The 21,521-nt window shown below is 70.2% G+C and carries 21 protein-coding genes and 1 riboswitch; of the genes, 10 read left to right on the top strand and 11 right to left on the bottom strand.

Translation table 11 applies throughout. The annotated features are described in order from the left end of the window. Nucleotides 1–17 precede the first annotated feature (17 nt). The gene (locus ABTZ91_RS10870) at nucleotides 18–881 is read right to left on the bottom strand and encodes a GNAT family N-acetyltransferase (protein WP_352076817.1); all 864 of its coding nucleotides are present in this window, start codon (nucleotides 879–881) and stop codon (nucleotides 18–20) included. 154 nt (nucleotides 882–1,035) lie between these two features. On the opposite strand from ABTZ91_RS10870, the gene ABTZ91_RS10875 reads away from it, so the two are divergent. Continuing rightward, nucleotides 1,036–1,689: an HAD-IB family phosphatase gene (locus ABTZ91_RS10875; protein ID WP_352076818.1), complete on the top strand. Its 654-nt coding sequence runs from the start codon at nucleotides 1,036–1,038 to the stop codon at nucleotides 1,687–1,689. A 103-nt stretch (nucleotides 1,690–1,792) separates the two neighbouring features. Further along, the gene (locus tag ABTZ91_RS10880) at nucleotides 1,793–2,998 is read left to right on the top strand and encodes a globin domain-containing protein (protein WP_352076819.1); all 1,206 of its coding nucleotides are present in this window, start codon (nucleotides 1,793–1,795) and stop codon (nucleotides 2,996–2,998) included. On the opposite strand, the gene ABTZ91_RS10885 is transcribed toward ABTZ91_RS10880, so the two are convergent. From ABTZ91_RS10885 to ABTZ91_RS10900, 4 genes are all read right to left on the bottom strand, one after another. Further along, nucleotides 2,995–3,474: an NUDIX hydrolase gene (locus ABTZ91_RS10885; RefSeq protein WP_352076820.1), complete on the bottom strand. Its 480-nt coding sequence runs from the start codon at nucleotides 3,472–3,474 to the stop codon at nucleotides 2,995–2,997. The genes ABTZ91_RS10880 and ABTZ91_RS10885 overlap by 4 nt on opposite strands. A 52-nt stretch (nucleotides 3,475–3,526) precedes the next feature. Then, nucleotides 3,527–4,423, bottom strand: coding sequence for a LysR family transcriptional regulator (locus tag ABTZ91_RS10890; protein ID WP_352076821.1), 897 nt, complete (start codon nucleotides 4,421–4,423; stop codon nucleotides 3,527–3,529). 223 nt (nucleotides 4,424–4,646) lie between these two features. Continuing rightward, nucleotides 4,647–5,777: a cystathionine gamma-lyase gene (locus tag ABTZ91_RS10895; protein ID WP_352076822.1), complete on the bottom strand. Its 1,131-nt coding sequence runs from the start codon at nucleotides 5,775–5,777 to the stop codon at nucleotides 4,647–4,649. Nucleotides 5,778–5,839: 62 nt separating this feature from the next. Further along, nucleotides 5,840–6,217, bottom strand: coding sequence for a phage holin family protein (locus tag ABTZ91_RS10900; RefSeq protein WP_352076823.1), 378 nt, complete (start codon nucleotides 6,215–6,217; stop codon nucleotides 5,840–5,842). Nucleotides 6,218–6,268: 51 nt separating this feature from the next. Between ABTZ91_RS10900 and ABTZ91_RS10905 the strand changes: the two genes are divergently transcribed. From ABTZ91_RS10905 to ABTZ91_RS10920, 4 genes are all read left to right on the top strand, one after another. Beyond that, complete coding sequence (locus ABTZ91_RS10905; protein ID WP_352076824.1) at nucleotides 6,269–6,586, top strand: cupin domain-containing protein; 318 nt, start codon at nucleotides 6,269–6,271, stop codon at nucleotides 6,584–6,586. Between the two features lie 165 nt (nucleotides 6,587–6,751). Continuing rightward, nucleotides 6,752–6,970 (top strand): DUF5326 family protein, encoded by a 219-nt coding sequence (locus tag ABTZ91_RS10910; RefSeq protein ID WP_352076825.1) that lies wholly within the window; start codon nucleotides 6,752–6,754, stop codon nucleotides 6,968–6,970. Between the two features lie 278 nt (nucleotides 6,971–7,248). Further along, nucleotides 7,249–8,019 (top strand): helix-turn-helix domain-containing protein, encoded by a 771-nt coding sequence (locus ABTZ91_RS10915; protein ID WP_352076826.1) that lies wholly within the window; start codon nucleotides 7,249–7,251, stop codon nucleotides 8,017–8,019. A gap of 133 nt (nucleotides 8,020–8,152) precedes the next feature. Beyond that, nucleotides 8,153–8,587, top strand: a complete 435-nt coding sequence (locus tag ABTZ91_RS10920; RefSeq protein ID WP_345486857.1) for an SsgA family sporulation/cell division regulator — start codon at nucleotides 8,153–8,155, stop codon at nucleotides 8,585–8,587. Nucleotides 8,588–8,729: 142 nt separating this feature from the next. Here the strand turns inward: ABTZ91_RS10920 and ABTZ91_RS10925 are convergent, their stop codons facing one another. Next, nucleotides 8,730–10,118 carry a YibE/F family protein gene (locus tag ABTZ91_RS10925; RefSeq protein WP_352076827.1) on the bottom strand — a complete coding sequence of 463 codons (1,389 nt, stop codon included), beginning with the start codon at nucleotides 10,116–10,118 and terminating at the stop codon, nucleotides 8,730–8,732. A 72-nt stretch (nucleotides 10,119–10,190) separates the two neighbouring features. After that, a riboswitch (TPP riboswitch) is annotated at nucleotides 10,191–10,325 on the top strand. On the opposite strand from ABTZ91_RS10925, the gene thiC reads away from it, so the two are divergent. Then, nucleotides 10,319–12,112 carry a phosphomethylpyrimidine synthase ThiC gene (gene thiC / locus ABTZ91_RS10930; RefSeq protein WP_352076828.1) on the top strand — a complete coding sequence of 598 codons (1,794 nt, stop codon included), beginning with the start codon at nucleotides 10,319–10,321 and terminating at the stop codon, nucleotides 12,110–12,112. It overlaps the preceding riboswitch by 7 nt. 234 nt (nucleotides 12,113–12,346) lie before the next feature. On the opposite strand, the gene ABTZ91_RS10935 is transcribed toward thiC, so the two are convergent. From ABTZ91_RS10935 to ABTZ91_RS10950, 4 genes are all read right to left on the bottom strand, one after another. Beyond that, entirely contained in the window at nucleotides 12,347–13,006 is a 660-nt protein-coding gene (locus tag ABTZ91_RS10935) for a hypothetical protein (RefSeq protein WP_352076829.1), read from the bottom strand. Between the two features lie 215 nt (nucleotides 13,007–13,221). Next, complete coding sequence (locus ABTZ91_RS10940; protein WP_352076830.1) at nucleotides 13,222–14,010, bottom strand: hypothetical protein; 789 nt, start codon at nucleotides 14,008–14,010, stop codon at nucleotides 13,222–13,224. Between the two features lie 161 nt (nucleotides 14,011–14,171). Then, entirely contained in the window at nucleotides 14,172–15,389 is a 1,218-nt protein-coding gene (locus tag ABTZ91_RS10945; protein WP_352076831.1) for a metallophosphoesterase, read from the bottom strand. A 253-nt stretch (nucleotides 15,390–15,642) separates the two neighbouring features. After that, a complete protein-coding gene (locus ABTZ91_RS10950) occupies nucleotides 15,643–16,749 on the bottom strand; it encodes a LacI family DNA-binding transcriptional regulator (protein WP_352076832.1) in 1,107 nt (368 codons plus the stop codon). A gap of 379 nt (nucleotides 16,750–17,128) precedes the next feature. On the opposite strand from ABTZ91_RS10950, the gene hisC reads away from it, so the two are divergent. Continuing rightward, nucleotides 17,129–18,226 (top strand): histidinol-phosphate transaminase, encoded by a 1,098-nt coding sequence (gene hisC / locus ABTZ91_RS10955; protein ID WP_352076833.1) that lies wholly within the window; start codon nucleotides 17,129–17,131, stop codon nucleotides 18,224–18,226. 176 nt (nucleotides 18,227–18,402) lie between these two features. Here hisC and ABTZ91_RS10960 read toward each other — a convergent pair whose 3' ends face one another. After that, entirely contained in the window at nucleotides 18,403–18,780 is a 378-nt protein-coding gene (locus ABTZ91_RS10960) for a cyclophilin-like fold protein (protein WP_352076834.1), read from the bottom strand. Nucleotides 18,781–18,982: 202 nt separating this feature from the next. Between ABTZ91_RS10960 and ABTZ91_RS10965 the strand changes: the two genes are divergently transcribed. Continuing rightward, nucleotides 18,983–20,497, top strand: coding sequence for a cytochrome ubiquinol oxidase subunit I (locus ABTZ91_RS10965; protein WP_352076835.1), 1,515 nt, complete (start codon nucleotides 18,983–18,985; stop codon nucleotides 20,495–20,497). Between the two features lie 18 nt (nucleotides 20,498–20,515). Beyond that, nucleotides 20,516–21,517 (top strand): cytochrome d ubiquinol oxidase subunit II, encoded by a 1,002-nt coding sequence (gene cydB, locus ABTZ91_RS10970; protein WP_352076836.1) that lies wholly within the window; start codon nucleotides 20,516–20,518, stop codon nucleotides 21,515–21,517. Nucleotides 21,518–21,521 lie beyond the last annotated feature (4 nt).

Raw genomic sequence — 21,521 nt, forward strand, 5'->3', positions numbered from 1 at the left:
CAAGTAAATTTCGGGCGCTATCCCGCGGCGACGGTCAGGGGGGCGAAACGGCGGCTCCAGTCACCCGGAACGTCCGGCAGCGAGCGGATCATGATGGCGTTCGTCGCGATCTGATCGAGGCCGTTCGCCTTCAGCCAGGTCACCAGCGTGGTGTGGCGGGTGTCGACGTCCGTGCGCAGCGGCCGGTCCGTCACGGCGGCGAGCGAGGCGACCAGCGCCTGCGCCGTACCCGGGTCACGGGCGATCAGCGGTCCGATGACATGGGTGTCCATGTTCGGCCACAGGGCGCCGAAACCGATGATCTCGCCGTCCTGCTCGGCGACCCGCAGGTGATCGGCGAAGGCGGGAAGGCGGGTGACGAGGTGGGTGCGATCGGCTCCGAAGACCTCGTGGTCGAGGCGCAGGATGTGTTGGAGGTCCTCCGCGGTCGCGGGGCGGACGGTGCGGGCCGGTGCCGGCTCGGTCGGGACGAACCGACCCTTGAGCATCTCCGCCCGGCCGGTGGAGGTGAAGCCCAGCTGTTCGTAGAGCGGCTGCCCGTTGCTCGTGGCGTACAGACTGAGGGGAGTGTCCCCGGCCTCGGCGAGGACGTGCCGCATCAGACGGCGTCCGATGCCCTGGCGGGCGTACTGCTCGGCGACGAGGACCATGCCGATCGCGGCGAGGCCGGGGCCGTACGAGGTGACCACGCAGGCGGTGACCAGACCCTTGCCCGAGGGGTCGTCGATGCCGTACCCCACACCCGCGGTCAGCAGCAGCCCCCACTTGTGCTCCTCGCGGAGCCATCCCCGGTTCTCGGAGAGATCGGCGCACGCCACGAGGTCGTCGGAGGTGAGGCGTCGGATCGGGAGCTGATCGAGCGGAGGATGTGAGAGGGGCATGGTGATCAGGCTGTCCGACGCGAGGAGGACACGTCCACCGCTTTACGGGAAGTGGCCGAGCCGCTGGAGATGTTTCACGTGAAACACCGTGCCGAACGCAGCCTGGCTCCCGCGTCTGACCGGGGAGCAACCCGCCGTACTAGCCTCGGCGTCCATGACGACCCTCGACGGCAGGCGCAGACTGCACCTCTTCGATCTCGACGGCACCCTGATCCGTGGCTCCGCCGCCGCGGTGGAGATCTCCCGGCAGCTGGGACTGAGCAGGGAGATCGAGAAGCTGGAGCAGGACTTCCTGCTGCGGGGACTCAGTCCGGACGAGTTCGCGGTGCAGGCCCGTGAGCTCTGGGCGGAGCTCACCGACGCACAGGTCACGGCGGCCTTCGAGGGAGCTCCGTGGCTCGCCGGCATCCGCGAGGTGTGGGCGGAGATCCAGGCCGAGGGCGGCCGCTGCGCGGTCATCTCCCTCTCGCCCGACTTCTTCGTCGAACGCCTCCTGGAATGGGGCGCCGACGCGGCCCACGGGTCCCGCTGGCCTGCCGTGCCGTTCACCGAGCCGATCCACCGGCCCGGCATCCTCAACGCCTCGGCGAAGGTACGGATCGCCACAGAGCTCTGCGCGCGCTTCGGTGTTTCGCCCGCCGACTGCGTGGCCTACGGCGACTCCATGTCCGACGCGGAGCTCTTCGCCCTCGTCCCCGAGACCGTGGCCGTGAACGCGGACCACCACCTCGCCCACCTGGCACGGCACCGCTATTCCGGAGCGGATCTGCGCGAGGCCTACGCGCTGGTCCGAAAGAGCGCAGCCTAGTCGTCCGGGGAGGGCGAATCACCGGGAATCCCGCTTTCTGCCCGTTCTCGCCATCGGACTGCCATCCTGCGAACACGGAGGCCGACTGCGGGGAGGCAAGGACATGACGGATGCTCCGGCTGCGGCCACGGAGGCGCTGCCCCGAATACCGGCCGCACAGCCGGCCGCGGAGGAGGAACCCCAGCCCTCGCTCCCGGCGGACCCGCCCTCGGCGGACGCGGTCCTGGTCCGCCGCACCCTGGCGGAGATCGCCCCGGTGGCCGACCGGGTGACCTCGTACTTCTACGCGCTGCTCTTCACCCGCCGTCCCGAGCTGCGGGCGATGTTCCCCGCCGCCATGGACACCCAGCGCGACCGGCTCCTCAAGGCGCTGCTCACGGCGGCCGAGCACCTCGACGACGACGCCGTGCTCACCGAGTACCTCCGGAACCTCGGGCGCGGACACCGCAAGTACGGCACCCGGCCCGAGCAGTACCCGGCCGTGGGCGAGGCCCTGATCGGCGCGCTCGACCGGTACGCCGTCTCCACCTGGGACGAGGACACGGAGGCGGCCTGGGTCCGGACGTACACGACGATCTCGCAGATCATGATCGACGCCGCGGCCGAGGACGAGCAGCACGCACCCGCTTGGTGGCAGGCCGAGGTGGTCTCCCACGATCTGCGCACCCCCGACGTCGCCGTGATCACGCTCCGGCCCGATCAGCCCTATCCGTTCCTCGCGGGGCAGTACACGACCCTGGAGACGCCGTGGTGGCCGCGGATCTGGCGGCACTACTCCTTCGCCTCCGCGCCCCGGCCGGACGGACTGCTCTCCCTGCACGTGAAGGCGGTGCCGGCGGGCTGGGTGTCCAACGCCCTGGTGCACCGGGCCCGCCCGGGGGACGTGCTGCGGCTCGGACCGCCCGCCGGTTCCATGACCGTGGACCACTCCACGGACAACGGCCTGCTCTGTCTGGGCGGCGGGACCGGCATCGCTCCGATCAAGGCGCTGGTCGAGGACGTCGCCGAGCACGGGGACCGACGGCCCGTCGAGGTGTTCTACGGTGCCCGCAGCGGCCATGACCTCTACGACATCGACACGATGATGCGGCTCCAGCAGACCTTCCCGTGGCTCGCCGTCCGGCCGGTCACCGAGAAGGAGGGACGGCTCCCGGACGCCGTGCGCCGGTACGGGCCCTGGGCCGAGTACGACGCCTATCTCTCCGGCCCGCTCGGCATGATCCGCAGCGGGGTCGACGCCCTGAGGGGCGCCGGCATCCCCACCGACCGGATCCGCCACGACTATCTGGGGGAGCTGGTCGCCTCCTAACCGAGGTCGGGGGCGTGCATCGCGCGGACGCCCTCGATGTTGGCGTCCAGGTAGTGCCGCAGCGAGAGCGGTACGAGGTGGACGGCGGCGATCCCGACCCGGCTGAACGGCACGCGCACGATCTCGTACTCGCCCTGCGGCTCCTCGACCTCGGGGCCGTGCCGCTGCGAGGGGTCCATCGACTCCAGGCGGCAGACGAAGAAGTGCTGCACCTTCACCCCGGAGACCCCGCCGTCGACGATGTGCTCCACGGTGTCGACGAAGCAGGGCACCACGTCGACGATCTTGGCGCCCAGCTCCTCGTGGACCTCGCGGTGCAGGGCTTCGACGACGGTCGCGTCCGTGGGCTCCACCCCGCCGCCGGGCGTCAGCCAGTAGGGATCCATGCCGGGCTTGGTGCGCTTGATGAGGATCAGGTCGTCCCCGTCGAGCAGGATGGCGCGTGCGGTGCGCTTGACCACCGGTCGTTCGGTCATGGGAAGAAAATGGCCGCTCCCCGGTGTCCTGAAACGCGCGCTGTCCGGAATCTCACCAGTCTCCAGCGGCCCGCAGCAGCCGGTCGTGGGCCCGCGCGATGTGCGGCAGGGCGAGGCTGCCGGTGCGGACGACCAGGAAGTAGGTGCGCAGCGGCGGCACCGGAGGGTCGAGCAGCGCCACCAGCCGCCCCCGCGCCAGGTCGTCCTCGCACAGATAGCGCGGCAGCACGGCGAGTCCCGCGCCGGAGGCGGCGGACTCCAGGACGGCCCGCAGGTCGGGAGCGATCACGGTCGCGGCGGCGGCCGGTTTGGTCTCGAAGACGGCCGCCCAGTAGCGGGTGACGAAGGGCAGCGACTCGTGCACCTCGACCACGGGCAGCTGCTCCAGGACGACCGCGCCCTTGCGCAGCAGCACTCCGGGGGAGAGCCGGGCGGCCCAGCGCGGCGCGGCGACCAGGACGTGCTCCTCGTCGCAGAGCGGGGTGGCGGCGAACAGGCCGCCGCGCGGGCGGGCGGTGGCGACGGCCAGATCGTGGTGACCCGCGGCGAGACCGTCGAGGGTGTCTTCCGCGTTGCCCAGGAGGGCCGCGCGGACCGCGAGCCCCTGGGTGACCAGCGGGGTCAGGGCGGGCAGCACCCGGGCCGAGACGAACTCGGGCGGCCCGGCGACGTGCAGGGTGCGTACGCCGCTCTGCTCGTCCAGGCCGGTCTCGGCGATCTCCACGAGCGCGTCCAGGTGCGGGGCGGCGCGGTGAGCGAGCTCGTCGCCGATGGTGGTGGGGGTGACGCCACGGGCCCGCCTGAGGAAGAGGGGCCGGCCGAGTTCGCGTTCCAGGGTGCGGATCTGGCTGGTGACGGCCGGCTGGGAGAGGCCGAGCAGCGCGGCGGCGCGGGTGAAGGAGCCGGCCCGGTGCACCGTGACGAACGTGCGCAGCAGGGTCAGGTCCATGTCCGCCCCCTCCCGGCCGCGTGCGGCCGTTCGACTCAGGCGGTCCGCTGACGGCGCCTCAGGACCGTCCAACTATAAATAAGTCGATAGGTCGCTGTCGCTACCGTGATTGGACACTGACGCAGAGTCAACTAGCCTTGTACAGACAGGTCTCCGCGTGTCGATTCCGCGGTGCACCGGGGCGTTCCGAGCCACGAGGGGGGAGGTTCGGAACGCCCCTTCCTCACCGTGCGGCCTCGTCGAGGGCCCTGAGGACGTCCGCGACGAGATCGTCCGGGTCCTCCGCGCCCACCGAGAAGCGGACGAAGCCCTCGGGCACGGCGTCCCCGCCCCAGCGTCCGCGCCGCTCGGCCGTCGACCGCACCCCGCCGAAGCTGGTCGCGTCGTCGACCAGCCGCAGCGCGTCCAGGAAGCGGTCGGCCCACTCCTGGTCCGGCAGGACGAAGGAGACGACGGAGCCGAACCGCCGCATCTGCCGGGCGGCCACCTCGTGCGAGGGGTCTCCGGGCAGCCCCGGGTAGCGCAGCCCGGTGACGTCCCGGTGTTCGGAGAGCGCCTCGGCGAGGGCGAGGGCGGTGGCGCACTGGCGGTCGATCCGCAGCGCGAGGGTGGCCAGGGAGCGGTGGGCGAGCCAGGCCTCCATGGGGCCCGGAATCGCACCGACGATCTTGCGCCAGCGCCGTACCTCGGCGGCCCGCTCCGGGTCACGGCAGCTGACGTGCCCGAGCAGGATGTCGCCGTGCCCGGTCATCCCCTTGGTGTCGCTTGCCACGGAGAAGTCGGCGCCGAGCTGGAGCGGCCGCTGTCCGAGCGGGGTGGCCAGGGTGTTGTCGACGGCGACGAGGGCTCCGGCCTCGTGGGCGGCGGCCACCATCCGGCGCACGTCGCACACGTCGAGCCCCGGGTTGGACGGCGTCTCCAGCCACAGCAGCCTCGCCCCGGCGAGGACGGACAGCTGGGCGTCCTGGCCGGTCGGCGCGGTGCGCACCTCGATCCCGTACGCCCGCAGCTGCTCGTGCAGCAACGGCAGCGCCTGGTAGCCGTCGTCGGGCAGGACGACGGCGTCGCCGCTCCTGAGCTGCGAGAAGAGGACGGCGGAGATGGCGGCCATGCCGGAGGCGAAGACCAGCGTCGCGGCGCCGCTCTCCCCCGGTGCCTCCAGTTCGCCGATGGCGCGTTCCAGATGGGTCCACGTGGGGTTCTCGTCACGGCCGTAGGTGTACGGGCCGGTCGGCTCGCCGGGCAGGTGGAAGTGGGCCGCGAAGACCGGACCCGGGAGGGTCGGCTCGTACTTCACGGGCTCGGGCAGACCGGCCCGCACCGCCCGCGTCCCCTCCCCGATGGTGTGGCTCATTCCGGCTGCTCCTGTGGCTCGTCGTGGGCGCCGAGAGGGCGGGCGCATGTCATGGCCGGCCCTCAGTCGCCGTCGGGAAGGATGACGTTCAGCGCCCAGGAGACGACCGAGATGATCAGGCCGCCGAGTACGGCGGTCCAGAAGCCCTCCACGTGGAAGCTGAGGTCGAGCTTGTCGGCGAGCCAGGAGGTCAGCAGCAGCATCAGCGCGTTGACGACCAGGGTGATCAGACCGAGGGTCAGGACGAAGAGCGGGAACGTGAGCAGCTTCACGACCGGCTTCACCAGGAAGTTCACCAGGCCGAAAACCAGGGCGACCAGGATCAGGGTCCAGGCCTTCTTGCCGGTGCTGTCACCGGTCAGTGTGATGTCCTGGAGCAGCCAGATGGCGATACCCAGGGCGCCCGCGTTCGCGAGCGTCTTGACGACGAAATTCTTCATGTGTCAGATCGTGGCAGACATGATCTGGCCAAGGGCAGGGGCGAACGAGCGATGAAGGCATTCCGACTGGACGAGCTGGAAGCGGAGCGGGCGGCCAACGAGGGCGCCTACCTCCAGTTCCTGCGCGAGCGGAACATGTCGGTCGGCCTGTACGCGCTCGACGCGGGCCAGTTGGACCCGCAGCGGCCGCACGGTCAGGACGAGGTGTACTTCGTGGTCAGCGGCCGGGCCGCGATCACGGTGGGGACGGAGACGACCCAGGTGGCGCGGGGCAGCGTGGTCTACGTGCCGGCCGGGGTGCCGCACAAGTTCCACCACATCACCGAGGACCTGCGGGTGATGGTGGTGTTCTCGCCGCCGGAGGCCTGAGACCTCTCCCCTTGACGGCCTTCCCGGCTCGGAACCGACCCCTTAGGGGGCGGATCAGGGAAGAGCGGGGGCCGCGAGGCCCCCGTTCGCCCGGTCCTCGCCCCTAGCATCGAGGGTGTCGGCGCACGGCGTGCCGGTGAGCCCTTCGGAGAAGAGGTAAGCGCAATGGCGGTGAAGGAGATTCTCGCGGGAATGCCGTGGTGGGTGAAGTGGGTCGCCATACCCCTCATCGCCCTGGTCGTCTTCGGCGGACTGATCACCAGCGTGCTGACCTTCGTGGTCGGGCTGCTCTTCAAGCTGCTGGTGTTCGTGGCGCTGGTCGGCGGTCTGATCTACGTGGTCCGGAAGTTCACGTCCTCGTCCACCTCGCGCGGGGACTGGTAACCCGGTTACCCGCTGGTATGAAGTCCGGTCCGGCGGTTAGCCCGGCCGAGCGAACGCCCGGATGGAAACGGGCTTTCCTCGCAGTGCCTGCCATTAGAGTGGAAATCCTCTGCCGCCCCGGGAACCACAGGCATGGACTCCGTGCCGACCAGCGTGATCGTGCCTGTCCCCGGACGGGTCCGCCACCGGACCCCACCGGTCCCAGGCCGCGGTGGGCGCGCGGGGGCGGCCCCCGCGGGCGGGTGCGACGCACTCGTCGACACGCCTGGGGGTGACCTTTGGCCACTGCTTCGCAGCCCGCTGCTCCTACCCTGATCGGCTCGGTCCAGCGGGCCCTGAGACTGCTGGAAGCCGTGGGCTCCCACGAGGACGGGGCGCCCGCCAAACAGCTCGCGCGCGAGGCGGGACTCCCGCTTCCCACCGCGTACCACCTGCTTCGCACCCTGACGCACGAGGGCTATCTGCGCCGCGAGAAGGGGGTGTTCGTCTTCGGTGACGCCGCCGGCCGTCTGGTCGGTGGCGGCGTTCTGCAGAATCGTCGCACCAAGATCGAAGACTCTCTCGCGCACTGGCGCGACGCCATCGGCGTCCCCGTCTACTTCGCCATCTACCGCGACGGCGAGATCGAGCTCGTCGCCGTGGCCGACACCCCCGCGGCCCCCGCCGTCGAGGAGTGGGCGGACTTCCGTGAGACCGGCCACGCGCACGCCATCGGGCAGTGTCTGCTGAGCCAACTGGATCTGAAGAGTCGTCAAGACCACCTCGACCGGCATCCGGTGGAAGCCCTGACGCCCTATACGGTGCGTAATCGCCGCGCCCTTTTGAACCGTTTGGGCGGAATGGGGAGGATGGAACCCCTGGTGGAGCGTCAGGAATATGCCCTGGGCACGGTATGCGCCGCCATTCCCCTCACCGCGGGGTCCACGGCGGCCGCGATGGCGATCTCGCTCCCTCTCCACCAGGAAGAACGGTTGCTCCCTGCAATCGGGCGGCTACAGAACGAGATCGGAAGGCTCTTCAGTTCCCTCGCCTTCTCTATCAGTATCTGAAAAATCACTCCTTGTGATCTGCTAGCGCGTGCAGCACGATGGCGCAAGAGGGCCATGAGGGATCATTCCTGGCCGTTTCGACCACAGCTTTCAGCGACGTTTCCACAACTGCCCATCCATTGCGGGGTACAAGATGCGAGAGACGGTTCAGGCCGAGGTCCTGATGAGCTTCCTCGTCTCCGAGGAGCTCTCCTTCAGGATCCCGGTGGAACTGCGATACGAGACCCGCGATCCCTATGCGGTGCGGATGACCTTCCACCTGCCCGGAGACGCACCCGTCACCTGGGCGTTCGGCAGGGAACTGCTGGTCGACGGGATCAACAGGCCCAGCGGTGACGGCGATGTGCACATCGCTCCGACGGAGCCCGAGGGGCTGTCGGACGTGGTGATCAGGCTCCAGGTCGGCAGCGACCGCGCCCTGTTCCGGGCGAGCGCGCCGCCGCTGGTCGCCTTCCTCGACCGTACGGACAAGCTCGTTCCGCTGGGACAGGAACGAACACTGGGCGACTTCGAGGACAACCTGGAGGCCGCGCTCGGACGGATCCTGGCGGAGGAGAACGCCGGCTGAGACCAGAGCACCGGTTGAGCCGGAAGGCCGACCGAGGTCAGAGCAGCAGCTGAGACCAGAGCACCCGTTGAGCCGGAACGCCGACCGAGGTCGGAGCATCGGCTGAGTCAGAGCATCTGCTGATGCCAGGGCGAGCGCCGGGTCACTTGGCCCGGCGACGCCGTCCGCCCCGTCCCTGCCGCTGTCCTCCGGCGCCCGGCCCCGACCCCGTCGGACCCGGCCCCGCCGGCCCCGGCCGGTCGGCCGAGACGACGAGCGCCGCCAGGCCGGTGGTGACCGGCACCGAGGCGACCAGACCGATCGAGCCGATCAGCGTGCGCACGATCTCCTCCGCGACCAGCTCGCTGTTGGCCACCGTCCCCACGCTGCTCTGCGCGATCGAGAACAGCAGGAGCAGGGGCAGGGCGGCACCGGCGTATGCCAGGACCAGGGTGTTGACCACCGAGGCGATGTGGTCGCGCCCGATCCGGATCCCGGCCCGGTACAGCGCCCGCGGCCCCATCCGCGGATCGGCCTGGTGCAGCTCCCACACCGCCGAGGTCTGGGTCACCGTCACGTCGTCGAGGACGCCGAGCGAGCCGATGATCACGCCGGCAAGGAGCAGGCCGGACATGTCGATGTCCGGATACAGCCCGTGGATGAGCCCGGTGTTGTCGTCCGTGTTGCCGCTGAGCGAGGCCCAGCCGATGAACAGCGAGCCGAGCAGCCCGATCAGCAGCAGCGAGACCAGGGTCCCGAGCACCGCGACCGAGGTGCGGGCCGAGAGGCCGTGGCACATGTAGAGGGCGATCAGCATGATCGCGCTCGATCCGACGACGGCGACCACCAGAGGGTTCGAACCTTGGAGGATCGCCGGGAGGATGAAGAGGGTCAGCACGAGGAAGCTCACGGCGAGCGCGATCAGCGCCATCAGCCCGCGCATCCGGCCGACGACCACCACGGCGAGCGCGAAGATGCCGGCGAGCAGGCCGATCGGCAGCTTCCGGTTCACGTCCGTGACGGAGTACTGCAGGTCGCGCGGCGCGTCCGGCGCGTACGCCACCACCACGCCCTGGCCCTCGTCGAGTTGCCGCGGGGCGTCCGGCTGGACGATCTCCACGAACTTCCGGCCCTTGTCCGGTCCGGTGGTGACCTCGACGGTCGCCTTCTCGCACTGCCCCTGCTGCGCCTGGACCGCCTCGCGGCCCTCCGGCGTGGAGGTGTCCCCGGTCGGCGGGACCTGGGCGGCGTTCACGTCCTTGCAGTCGACCCGTTCGACGGCGACCACCTTGCCCTGCTCGGTCTGCCGGTCGAAGCCGACGCCGGTGCGCTCGTGCGCCGGCGCGCCACCCGGCCACAGCGCCAGGAGCCCGACGACCACGGCGGTCGCGAAGGGGATCAGCACCGCGGCGATGACCTTGCGCAGATGCCGGGAGACCGGCGCGGCGGGGCCGTGGCTGTGCGCGTGGGAGTGCCCGTGGCCGGGCGCTCGGCCGGGCTCGTGGCCGTGCTCGTGGCCGTGCGGTTCGGGGGTCTGCTGCGAGGAGGTCACCGACCGATCATCGCAAGAACGTCGGGGGGCCCACTGTTCAGCACGCCCGGGATGACGCTAGCGTGGTGACACCTTTGCACACGCGGGAGCTCGGAGCACCGGGCTGAGAGGGCGCTGATCACCGTACGCACGTACGGGAAGAGGCTGCGCCGACCGCCGAACCTGTTACCGGGTAATGCCGGCGTAGGGAGATAGGTCTCATGACCCTTCAGGATGCACGCACGCCTGCCTCCAGCCAGGACGACCAGAGCGGCCGACCGGAGCGCACGCCCGGCTGGCACAAGGGATACGTCGAGGGTTCCCGCCCCGACATCCGGGTGCCCGTCCGGCAGGTGCACCTCACCAACGGCAAGGACGTGACGCTGTACGACACGTCAGGGCCGTACACCGACCCGACCATCGACACCGACGTACGGCGCGGGCTGCCGCCGCTGCGCGAGAACTGGATCATCGCGCGCGGCGACACCGAGGAGTATCCGGGCCGTCCCGTCCGTCCCGAGGACGACGGCATCAAGCACACCTCGCCGCGCGGCGGCGGGCTGAGGAACCTCGACGCGGTCTTCCCCGGGCGCCCCCGGCTGCCCCGCCGGGGCCGCGACGGCCAGGCCGTCACGCAGCTCGCGTACGCCCGCCGGGGCGAGATCACCCCGGAGATGGAGTACGTCGCCATCCGCGAGAACGTCTCTCCCGAGGTCGTACGGGAGGAGATCGCGGCGGGCCGCGCGGTGCTGCCGGCGAACGTCAACCACCCGGAGATCGAGCCGATGATCATCGGCAAGCGGTTCCTGGTGAAGGTCAACGCGAACATCGGCAACTCCGCGGTCACCTCCTCCATCGAGGAGGAGGTGGAGAAGATGACCTGGGCCACCAAGTGGGGCGCCGACACGGTCATGGACCTCTCCACCGGCCGGAACATCCACACCACCCGCGAGTGGGTGCTGCGCAACTCCCCCGTGCCGATCGGCACCGTGCCGCTCTACCAGGCGCTGGAGAAGGTCGACGGCAAGGCCGAGGAGCTGACCTGGGAGATTTACAAGGACACGGTCATCGAGCAGGCCGAACAGGGCGTCGACTACATGACCGTGCACGCCGGCGTGCTGCTGCCGTACGTGCCGCTGACCGCCCGCCGCAAGACCGGCATCGTCTCGCGCGGCGGCTCGATCATGGCCGCCTGGTGCCTCGCGCACCACAAGGAGAACTTCCTCTACACCCACTTCGAGGAGCTCTGCGAGATCCTGGCCGCGTACGACGTCACGTACTCGCTGGGCGACGGCCTGCGCCCCGGCTCGATCGCGGACGCCAACGACGAGGCGCAGTTCGCCGAGCTGCGCACGCTCGGCGAGCTGAACACGATCGCCAAGCGCCACAACGTGCAGACGATGATCGAGGGCCCGGGCCACGTCCCGATGCACAAGATCAAGGAGAACATCGACCTCCAGCAGGAGATCTGCGAGGAGGCGCCGTTCTACACGCTCGGCCCGCTGACCACGGACGTCGCCCCGGCGTACGACCACATCACCTCGGGCATCGGCGCGGCGATGATCGCCTGGTGGGGCACGGCGATGCTCTGCTACGTGACGCCGAAGGAGCACCTGGGCCTGCCCAACAAGGACGACGTGAAGACGGGCGTCATCACCTACAAGATCGCGGCGCACGCGGCGGACCTGGCCAAGGGCCACCCGGGCGCGCAGGAGTGGGACGACGCCCTGTCCGACGCGCGGTTCGAGTTCCGCTGGGAGGACCAGTTCAACCTGGCCCTCGACCCGGACACCGCCCGGGAGTTCCACGACGAGACGCTGCCGGCGGAGCCCGCGAAGACGGCGCACTTCTGCTCGATGTGCGGGCCGAAGTTCTGCTCGATGAAGATCTCCCAGGACATCCGCCGTGAACACGGCGGGGATCTGAAGGCGGACGAGATCGAGCAGGGCATGGCCGCGAAGTCGGCCGAGTTCGCGGCGTCGGGCAACCGGGTCTACCTGCCGATGGCGGAGTAGGGCGGGGACCGCCGGCGCCCGGCTCGCGCCCGTACGGCAACGGCCCGTCACCGGCCGGCACGGTCCTGCACCGGTCGACAGGGCCCTGCACGGACCGGCACCGTCCGGCACCGGCCCGCGACCCCGGGGGAGTCGCGGGCCGGCCCGTCTGTCGTACGGCGGCGTGGGCCCGTCGGCCGCGAACGTGCCGGGACACCTCGGCCTGACGGGCACGCGCGGGGATCAGCAGGTCGTTCACCTTCGCTGAGCGTCCCGCAGCCGTTCCACCTGGCGGCTGATCAGCTCGGTGGGGAACGACAGGTCTGCGCCTACGCTGAGCTCGGAGAACGTGACGATGGTGTTCCCCGCGCGTACGACGACGAACTGCTCGTTGCGGTCTCCGGGTTGTTCCGGTCCCTTCGGGATGACCTCCCTGAAGGCCACCGCTTCGTCGCCGACCTGCGGTGCTGCTTCCGCCTTCACCGTCGCCTTGAACTTCCCGGTATAGCCCTCGCCCTCGTACGACCGGCAGGTGGCGAGGGCCCGCTTGAGCTCCGCGAAAAGCTGTGCGGCTCTGCCGTCCTCGTAGGAGGCGAGTGTGGAGCCGCCTCCCATGACGTTCTCCTTCCAGTTGAAGGTCTGGAAGACGTGAGTGACCGAGCCCTTGCCCGTACGTACGTCGACGAGCGGCCGGCAGGAGGGTTCGGAAACAGGAGGGAAGGCGCGCCCGTTGCCCTCCGGCGCCGGTTCGTGCACCTCGACGGGCGGGTGGGCTTGCGGGACTTCCTCGTCCCTCAGGGCGAGTGTCCTGAGCTGGGCCGTCGTCAGGGGTGCGAGGGCGGCCTCGGCCGAAGGGGCGGTGGACGAGGCTCCGGCGGGGGTCGTCGGCTCCTGCGCCGGGGCACACCCTGACATGAGGGAGAGCCCGACGACAGCTGCTACGGCTGAGGTCGCCAGCCGTGTCGTGCGGACATGCATGACTCCCCCTGCGGACGGTATGAACGAGAGGCCGACGCTAGTGGCGCGAATAGCCGGTGACCAGGGGGTTTTCCATCACGGGCAGGGAGAGATCATGACCGTTGGCCGGGGTCGCGGTGGTCGGCAACGAGGTCTCGGTCGGCCCGGGGCCGTCATTCCGGGCGGGTCTCGGACGGGCCGAAGTCCGGGCTGGTGAAATCGGGGCTCGTGTAGCTCGGGCGGGGCGCCGGGGTGCCCGCGGCGGGGCTGGTGAAGTCGGGGCCGCTGTAGCCGACCTTGGGTATGCGGCCCGACGGGGGCGGGGACTGCCGTGGGAGGGGCGGGGCGGTGGCCGCCGAGGTCAGGGCCTCGCGGAGGAAGGGCAGGATGCCGCGGTCCAGGAGCGCCCGGCACCAGGCGTCCTTCGCGCGCGACAGCTCGTCGTCGGGGCTCGGGGCGGGGACCTGGGTGGCGCTGTTGCGCAACGCGGCCATGAGCAGGCCGACGGCGGCGAGGAGCAGGCCCGCCGCGCCCACGGCGCCGAAGAGGAGGCCGGCGGTGAGCAGGGTGTCGGCGAACGCGGGTGCCGGGTCGAGCATCTTCAGGACCGCGCCGACCAGCAGGAAGATGACCGCCGCCGTGCCCGCGAGGATCGGGGCGAGGACGGTGACGACGGCGACGGCGCCCGCACCGGCGGACTCGCCCAGCATCTCGGCGGTACCGGGAGCCGTCGAGCGGACCCGCTCGCGGACCTTGACGAAGTGGTCGTACTCGACCGCGGCGGCGGTCGTGATCAGCGCTGTCGCGTTCAGCGCCATCGCGCGCAGCTGGGCGGTGGTGAGCCGCTCGCCGACCCCGGCCAGATCCGGATGGTCCGGCGCGTTGCGCAGTGCGTCGTCGAGGATCCGCTCGAACTCGGCGCGGTCCTCGGTCAGCAGGTGCGGAGCCACGTTCATGTGCATCCCCCGATGCTCCGTAGGGGCCGGAACCGGCCGTCGCGGACGGCGGGTCGGGCGGAAACGGAGGAGAGCCTGCTACGGATGAGCCGATGGTATTGCGCTGACGGCCCGTGGTGACAGGGTGTTTCGGGAAATCGACTTCCCCGGATGCGGAGTGTTATGCGTCAGGCGGGCAGCGGGAGTTGGACGACCAGCAGCTTTCCGGCCATGGTCACTCCCCCGTCCATCGCGATGGCCAGACCGTCCGCGTAGACGTGCGGGCCGTCGACGACCGGGCGTTCGCCCTCCTCGCCGTCGTCCGTGCCGACCTGGCCGAGAAGGTACGGGATGGGGCTGTGGCCGTGGACGATCCGGCGACCGCCGTAGGTGCCGAGCAGCTCCTGCACCGCCTGCGGCCCGGCGGCCTCGTCGCGGAAGGCGAAGCGCTTGGTGAACTTGCGGAACAGGTCCCAGACCTCGTCCGCGTCGTTCCGGGTGAGGATCTCGTGGACGGTGTCGTTGACGTCCTCGATGGTGCTGCCGTACTCCAGGTACGCGGTGGTGTCCGAGTGCAGGAGCAGGTGCCCGTCCTCCTCCACCACGGCGTCGAGCCGGGACATCCACTGGAGGTGGACGTCCTGGAGGCGGTCCATGTCCTGCTTCTGGCCGCCGTTGAGGAGCCAGGCGGCCTGGAAGGTGGCGGTGCCGGCGCCGGAGCTGACCGGGGTGTCGCCGAACCGTTTTGCGCCGATGAGGAGCAGCTCGTGGTTGCCCATGAGGGCCTTGCAGTAGCCGCCGGCGGCGGCGGCCTCCGCGGACAGGCGCATGACGAGGTCGATCACGCCGATGCCGTCGGGGCCGCGGTCGGTGAAGTCGCCGAGGAACCACAGGCGGGCGTTGCCGGCGGACCAGACGCCGTTCTCGTCGATCAGGCCCTGGGCGTGGAGGGCCTGGAGGAGCTCGTCCAGATAGCCGTGGACGTCGCCCACGACGTAGAGCGGGCCGCGGCCGTCGGTGGTGGCGGGGACCGGCTGGGGCACGGGCGTGACATGGACCTGGACCGTGTCGCCCCGGTTGATGACCGGGAGGTCGCGCTCGGTCGGGGTGTAGCCCTCGGGCGGCTCGTCGTCGGGGAAGGCGTTGCCCGGGTGCCCGGTGGAGCCGTACGGCTCGGGGTGGCCGCCGAGCCGGAGGGTGGCGTCGGCCGGGACGGGCGCCGGTGCGGGTCCGGAGGCGGGCCCGGAGGCGGGCCCGGTCGCGTGCCCGGGCGCGGCCGTGGGCCCGGGCGCGGGGAGCGGCTCGACCGGGTGGCCCTGGACGGGCACGCGGGCGTACGGAGGTACACGGAAGTCACGCAACGTCGCCGTGCGCACCACGGGCTCCTGCCCGTCCCCCTGTGTCATCGACCCCTCCACCACCGTCGCGATGCCCTGCACATCGCGGACCGGCCTGGTCGTGGTGGTCCGCGGTGTCGTCCGCCCATCATAGGAATGAGGGTCCTCCTGTGTGACGCACCAGGGGTGGTGAATCCGGGTCCGCTCCGGGTTCACCGGTTGTTTCGCCCGAATTGGGAAGGTCCAGGCCAGGGAAGGGACGGGGGAGCCGTGAGGTTTACCCCCGTCCCCTCCCCTGCTTGATCCCTCCCCCTCCGCGGGATCAGTCCTTCGAGGGAGAGCGGGGCGGGCTCACGGTGGTCCGCGGCGAGCGCCGCTGGGAGGAGGTGCGGACGATCAGCTCCGTCGGTATCACCTGCTCGACCGGGCCGTCCGTCTCGATCCCCTCGATGGCGTCGATGAGGAGCTGGACGACGGCGGTGCCGATCCGGCGGGGCTTGAGCGAGAGGGTCGTGATGGGCGGCTCGGTGTTGGCGTAGACGGTGGACTCGCTGCAGCACACGAGCAGCAGGTCGTCCGGCACCCGCAGGCCGTAGCGGCGGGCCGCCGCGAGCAGGTCGGTGCCGTTGGGGTCGAAGAGTCCGTACACGGCGTCGGGGCGGTCGGGGCGGGCGAGCAGCCGGTCGGCCGCGACGGCGCCCGCGCACGGATCGTGCGCCGGGTAGGCCTCGTAGACGGGGTCCTGGCCGACCCGCTCGCACCAGTTGAGGTACGCGGTGGTGGAGAGCCGGGTGTAGGTGTCGGTGGTGGTGCCGGTGAGCAGGCCGATCCGGCGGGCGCCGGCGGCGGCGAGGTGGTCGAGGAGGTTGAGGACGGCGGCCTCGTGGTCGTTGTCGACCCACGCGGTGACCGGCAGGGTGCCGGCCGGGCGGCCGTCGGAGACGACGGGAAGCCCCTGGCGGACGAGTTCGGTGACGACGGGGTCGTGGTCGGAGGGGTCGATGACGACGGTGCCGTCGAGGGCGACGTTCGACCAGACGTCGTGACGGGAGGTGGCGGGCAGGATGACCAGGGCGTAACCCCGGGCGAGCGCGGCCGAGGTGGCGGCTCTGGCCATCTCCGCGAAGTACGCGAATTCGGTGAAGGTGAAAGGTTCATCCCCGTACGTGGTCACGGTCAGGCCGATGAGGCCGGACTTGCCGGTACGGAGGGTGCGGGCCGCCGCGGAAGGACGGTAGCCCAGTCGGTCTGCGACCTCGCGGACGTGACGGCGGGTGGCGTCCGGGAGCCGGCCCTTGCCGTTGAGCGCGTCGGAGACAGTCGTGATGGAGACTCCGGCGGCGGCGGCCACGTCCCGGATGCCCGCCCGGCCCTGCCGGCTTCCTCGGGTCTGTGCCCGGCTCACCTGGTGCTTCCCTGCTGCTGTCATGGCGAGCCGATAGTAGGGCGAGGGGAGTGGGTCGGGCCGGTCGCATATGCAGGCATTGACAGGCACGTTTCTGCATGATCATTGATGGTCAACCACCTTGGAATCCAAGGATGTTGGGGCGCCCGACGTGGGACCTGCGGTCGTCAATGCCCGTGTGCCTGGCGTGAGGGCGAGGTCTCGAAGAGGTCTCAACTCACCTCTACGGGGGATGCGCGCCACGGCGCTCGCCACCAGCGCGCGCCACCCCTGCGCGCGCTCCCCGGGTTGTCCACAGCTCGCGGTCCGTTGCCGCTCCGTTGTCCACAGGCCATTCGCAGGGGAGGCGAATCCTCATAAGGTGAGGAGTATTGGTGGTACGGACGGTCGAGGAGGACACACTGTGAGCGAGAACAGCGGGACGAGCGGGGCCGGCCCGAAGCTGCGCGCCGAGCTGGACGGCATCCCCACCTACAAGCCGGGCAAGCCGGCCGCCGCGGGCGGTCCGGTCGCCTTCAAGCTGTCCTCCAACGAGAACCCGTATCCGCCGCTGCCGGGTGTGATGGAGGGCGTGGTGGCCGCCGCCGGGAGCTTCAACCGCTACCCGGACATGGCCTGTACGGGGCTGATGGCGGAGCTCGCCGACCGCTTCGGCGTGCCCGTCTCCCACCTGGCCACCGGCACGGGGTCGGTGGGCGTGGCGCAGTCCCTGCTCCAGTCCACCTCCGGGCCGGGCGACGAGGTCATCTACGCCTGGCGCTCCTTCGAGGCGTACCCGATCATCACGCAGATCAGCGGGGCCACCTCGGTGCAGGTGCCGTTGACCGAGGATGAGGTGCACGACCTGGACGCGATGGCGGCGGCGATCACCGACCGGACGCGGCTGATCTTCGTCTGCAACCCCAACAACCCCACGGGCACCGCCGTGCGCCGCGCGGAGCTGGAGCGCTTCCTCGACCGGGTGCCCTCCGACGTCCTGGTGGTGATCGACGAGGCGTACCGGGAGTTCGTCCGCGACACCGAGATCCCCGACGGCATCGAGCTCTACCGTGACCGGCCCAACGTGGCGGTGCTGCGGACCTTCTCCAAGGCGTACGGCCTCGCGGGCCTGCGGGTGGGCTTCGCGGTGGCCCACGAGCCGGTGGCCGCGGCGCTGCGCAAGACGGCGGTGCCGTTCGGGGTGAGCCAGCTCGCGCAGGACGCGGCGGTGGCCTCGCTGCGGGCGGAGGACGAGCTGCTCGGGCGGGTCGGCTCGCTGGTGGCGGAGCGCGAGCGGGTCCATGCGGGGCTCGTGGCCCAGGGCTGGACGGTGCCGGACACCCAGGCGAACTTCGTCTGGCTGCGGCTGGGTGAGCGGACGATGGACTTCGCGGCGGAGTGCGAGCGGCACGGTGTGGTGGTCCGGCCGTTCGCGGGTGAGGGCGTCCGCGTCACGATCGGTGAGTGCGAGGCGAACGACCTGTTCCTGAAGGCGGCGGAGGGCTTCCGCAAGGAGGCGTAGTCCGTCAGGTCGGCAGGGCGGTCCGTCAGGTCGGCGTGGTGGCGGCCGGCCTTCGGTCGACATGTGCGCCGGGGCGGGGCGCCGGGGCCGGGCGCCGGCCCTCGCCCGGCGCGTCCGGCCGGGTCGGGTCGCCGTCCGTCGGTCGACGCGTCCCACCCCGATCGGGTCGCCGTCCGTCAGTCGACGCGTTCCACCCGGATCGGGTCGCCGTCCCTGACGGTGGCCAGGATCCTCGGGTCCCCGTCCAGCCTGCCCAGGATGTTGCAGGGGCTGGCGAGCCGCGGTTCGTCACCGCGGGAGAGGGGAGTGGGGCCGTAGGGGAGGGCGAGTGCGTCCCCCTCGGTCCAGAAGGCCACCGTGCCCGGTGGGACGACCTGCCGGGCGTCGTCCTCGACGGCGGCGGAGACCGGAGTGTCGAAGTAGACCTCCTCGCCCCAGGTCCGGGCGGTGGAGGAGATCGGGAGAGCCCCCGCGAGCGCCTTGCTCGTGGGGGTTTCGTCGATGGTGGCGGTGGTGTGGCCGGCGGGCCAGGAGATGCGTATCCGAAGGTTCATGGCCCGGATTCAACAATATGTTGAAGGTCTTGGGAAGGGGTGACCTTCGGCATAGGGGCCCCGCCTGTACGTACGGATTTCGTATAAGCCATAATGCTTGTGAATGTGAACGCGTTCACAAGCGTGCCTGCTTCCTCCCGAGATGGGTGGGATTCGAAGGGCAGGCCGGCCGTGTGACCACGCGAAGTAAGGAGAAGACGCCGTGGACCTCGCTCTTGCGCCAGAGACTCTGGCGCGCTGGCAGTTCGGCATCACCACCGTCTACCACTTCCTCTTCGTCCCGCTGACGATCTCCCTCGCCGCCCTCACGGCCGGGCTCCAGACGGCCTGGGTGCGCACGGAGAAGGAGAAGTACCTCAGGGCGACGAAGTTCTGGGGCAAGCTCTTCCTGATCAACATCGCGATGGGTGTGGTCACCGGCATCGTGCAGGAGTTCCAGTTCGGCATGAACTGGTCCGACTACTCGCGCTTCGTCGGTGACGTCTTCGGCGCTCCGCTGGCGTTCGAGGCGCTGATCGCCTTCTTCTTCGAGTCGACCTTCATCGGTCTGTGGATCTTCGGCTGGGACAAGCTGCCGAAGAAGGTCCACCTCGCCTGCATCTGGATGGTGTCGCTCGGCACCATCCTGTCCGCGTACTTCATCCTCGCGGCCAACTCCTGGATGCAGCACCCGGTCGGCTACCGGATGGTGGAGAAGGGAGGCCGGATGCGGGCGGAGCTCACCGACTTCTGGCTGGTGCTGACCCAGAACACCGCACTCACCCAGTTCTTCCACACCATGACCGCGGCGTTCCTGGTCGGCGGCGCCTTCATGGTCGGCATCTCCGCCTTCCACCTGGCCCGCAAGAAGCACGTCACGGTCATGCGGACCTCGCTGCGGCTCGGCCTGATCACCCTGATCATCGCCGGCCTCGGCACCGCCGTCAGCGGTGACCTGCTCGGCAAGGTCATGTTCAAGCAGCAGCCGATGAAGATGGCCGCCGCCGAGGCCCTGTGGGACGGCGAGGCGCCCGCGCCCTTCTCCGTCTTCGCCTACGGCGACGTCGACAAGGGGCACAACAAGGTCGCCGTCGAGATCCCCGGCCTGCTGTCCTTCCTCGCGAACGACGACTTCAGCTCGTACGTCCCCGGCATCAACGACATCAACAAGGCGGAGCAGGAGAAGTTCGGGCCCGGCGACTACCGGCCCAACATCCCCGTCGCCTACTGGGGCTTCCGCTGGATGATCGGCTTCGGCATGGCCTCGCTGGCCATCGGCGTCGCCGGCCTCTGGCTGACCCGCAAGAAGTTCATGCTCGCCCCCGGGTTGCGGACCGGTGAGGACGAAGTGCCGCATCTGGTCCTGTTCAAGCGGAAGGCGCTGAGCCCCCGCCTGGGCCGGTGGTACTGGATCGTCGCCCTGTGGACCATGGGCTTCCCGCTGATCGCCAGCTCCTGGGGCTGGATCTTCACCGAGATGGGCCGCCAGCCGTGGGTCGTCTACGGCGTGCTGCGCACCCGTGACGCCGTCTCCCCCGGGGTCTCCACGGCCGAGGTCCTCACCTCGATGATCACCTTCACCCTGCTCTACGCCGTCCTCGCCGTGATCGAGGTGAGGCTGCTCGTCAAGTACGCGAAGGCCGGCCCGCCCGAGCTCACCGAGGACGACCTCAACCCGCCCACCAAGATCGGCGGGGACGCCCGCGACCCCGACCGGCCCATGGCCTTCTCGTACTGAGGCTGAGGAGATCGAGGCATGGAACTCCACGACGTCTGGTTCGTACTCATCGCCGTCCTCTGGATCGGCTACTTCTTCCTCGAAGGCTTCGACTTCGGGGTCGGCGTCCTGACCAAGCTGCTCGCCCGTGACCGCGCGGAGAAGCGCGTGCTGATCAACACGATCGGCCCCGTCTGGGACGGCAACGAGGTGTGGCTGCTCTCGGCGGGCGGCGCCACCTTCGCCGCCTTCCCCGAGTGGTACGCGACGCTCTTCTCCGGCTTCTACCTGCCGCTGCTGCTCATCCTGGTCTGCCTGATCATCCGCGGTGTCGCCTTCGAGTACCGGGTGAAGCGGCCCGAGGAGAGGTGGCAGCGCAACTGGGAGCGGGCCATCTTCTGGACCTCCGTCGGTCCGGCCTTCCTGTGGGGCGTGGCGTTCGGCAACATCGTGCGCGGGGTGAAGATCGACCGGGACATGGAGTACGTCGGCACCCTCTTCGACCTGCTCAACCCGTACGCCCTCCTCGGCGGACTGGTCACGCTCACCCTCTTCACCTTCCACGGTGCGGTGTTCGCGGCGCTCAAGACGGTCGGGGACATCCGGGTCCGGGCCCGTGCGCTGGCCTTCAGGCTGGGCCTGGTCGCGGCGGTGCTCGCGCTGGTCTTCCTCCTCTGGACCCAGATGGACAAGGGGGACGGCGGAAGCCTGGCCGCGCTGGTGATCGCGGTGGCGTCCCTGGTCGGGGCGATCGGCGCGATCAGGATCGGACGCGAGGGCTGGTCGTTCGCGCTGTCGGGCATCACGATCGCCGCAGCGGTGGCGATGCTGTTCCTGACGCTCTTCCCGAACGTCATGCCGTCCTCGCTCGACCCCGCCTGGAGCCTCACGGTCACCAACGCGTCGTCGAGCCCGTACACGCTCAGGATCATGACGTGGTGTGCGGCGATCGCGGCCCCGCTGGTGATGCTCTACCAGGGCTGGACCTACTGGGTGTTCCGCAAGAGGATCGGCACGCAGCACATCGCCGAGGCTCACTAGCCGA

The sequence above is a fragment of the Streptomyces sp. NPDC126499 genome, from assembly GCF_040302485.1.
In the GTDB taxonomy this organism is placed as follows: Bacteria; Actinomycetota; Actinomycetes; order Streptomycetales; family Streptomycetaceae; genus Streptomyces.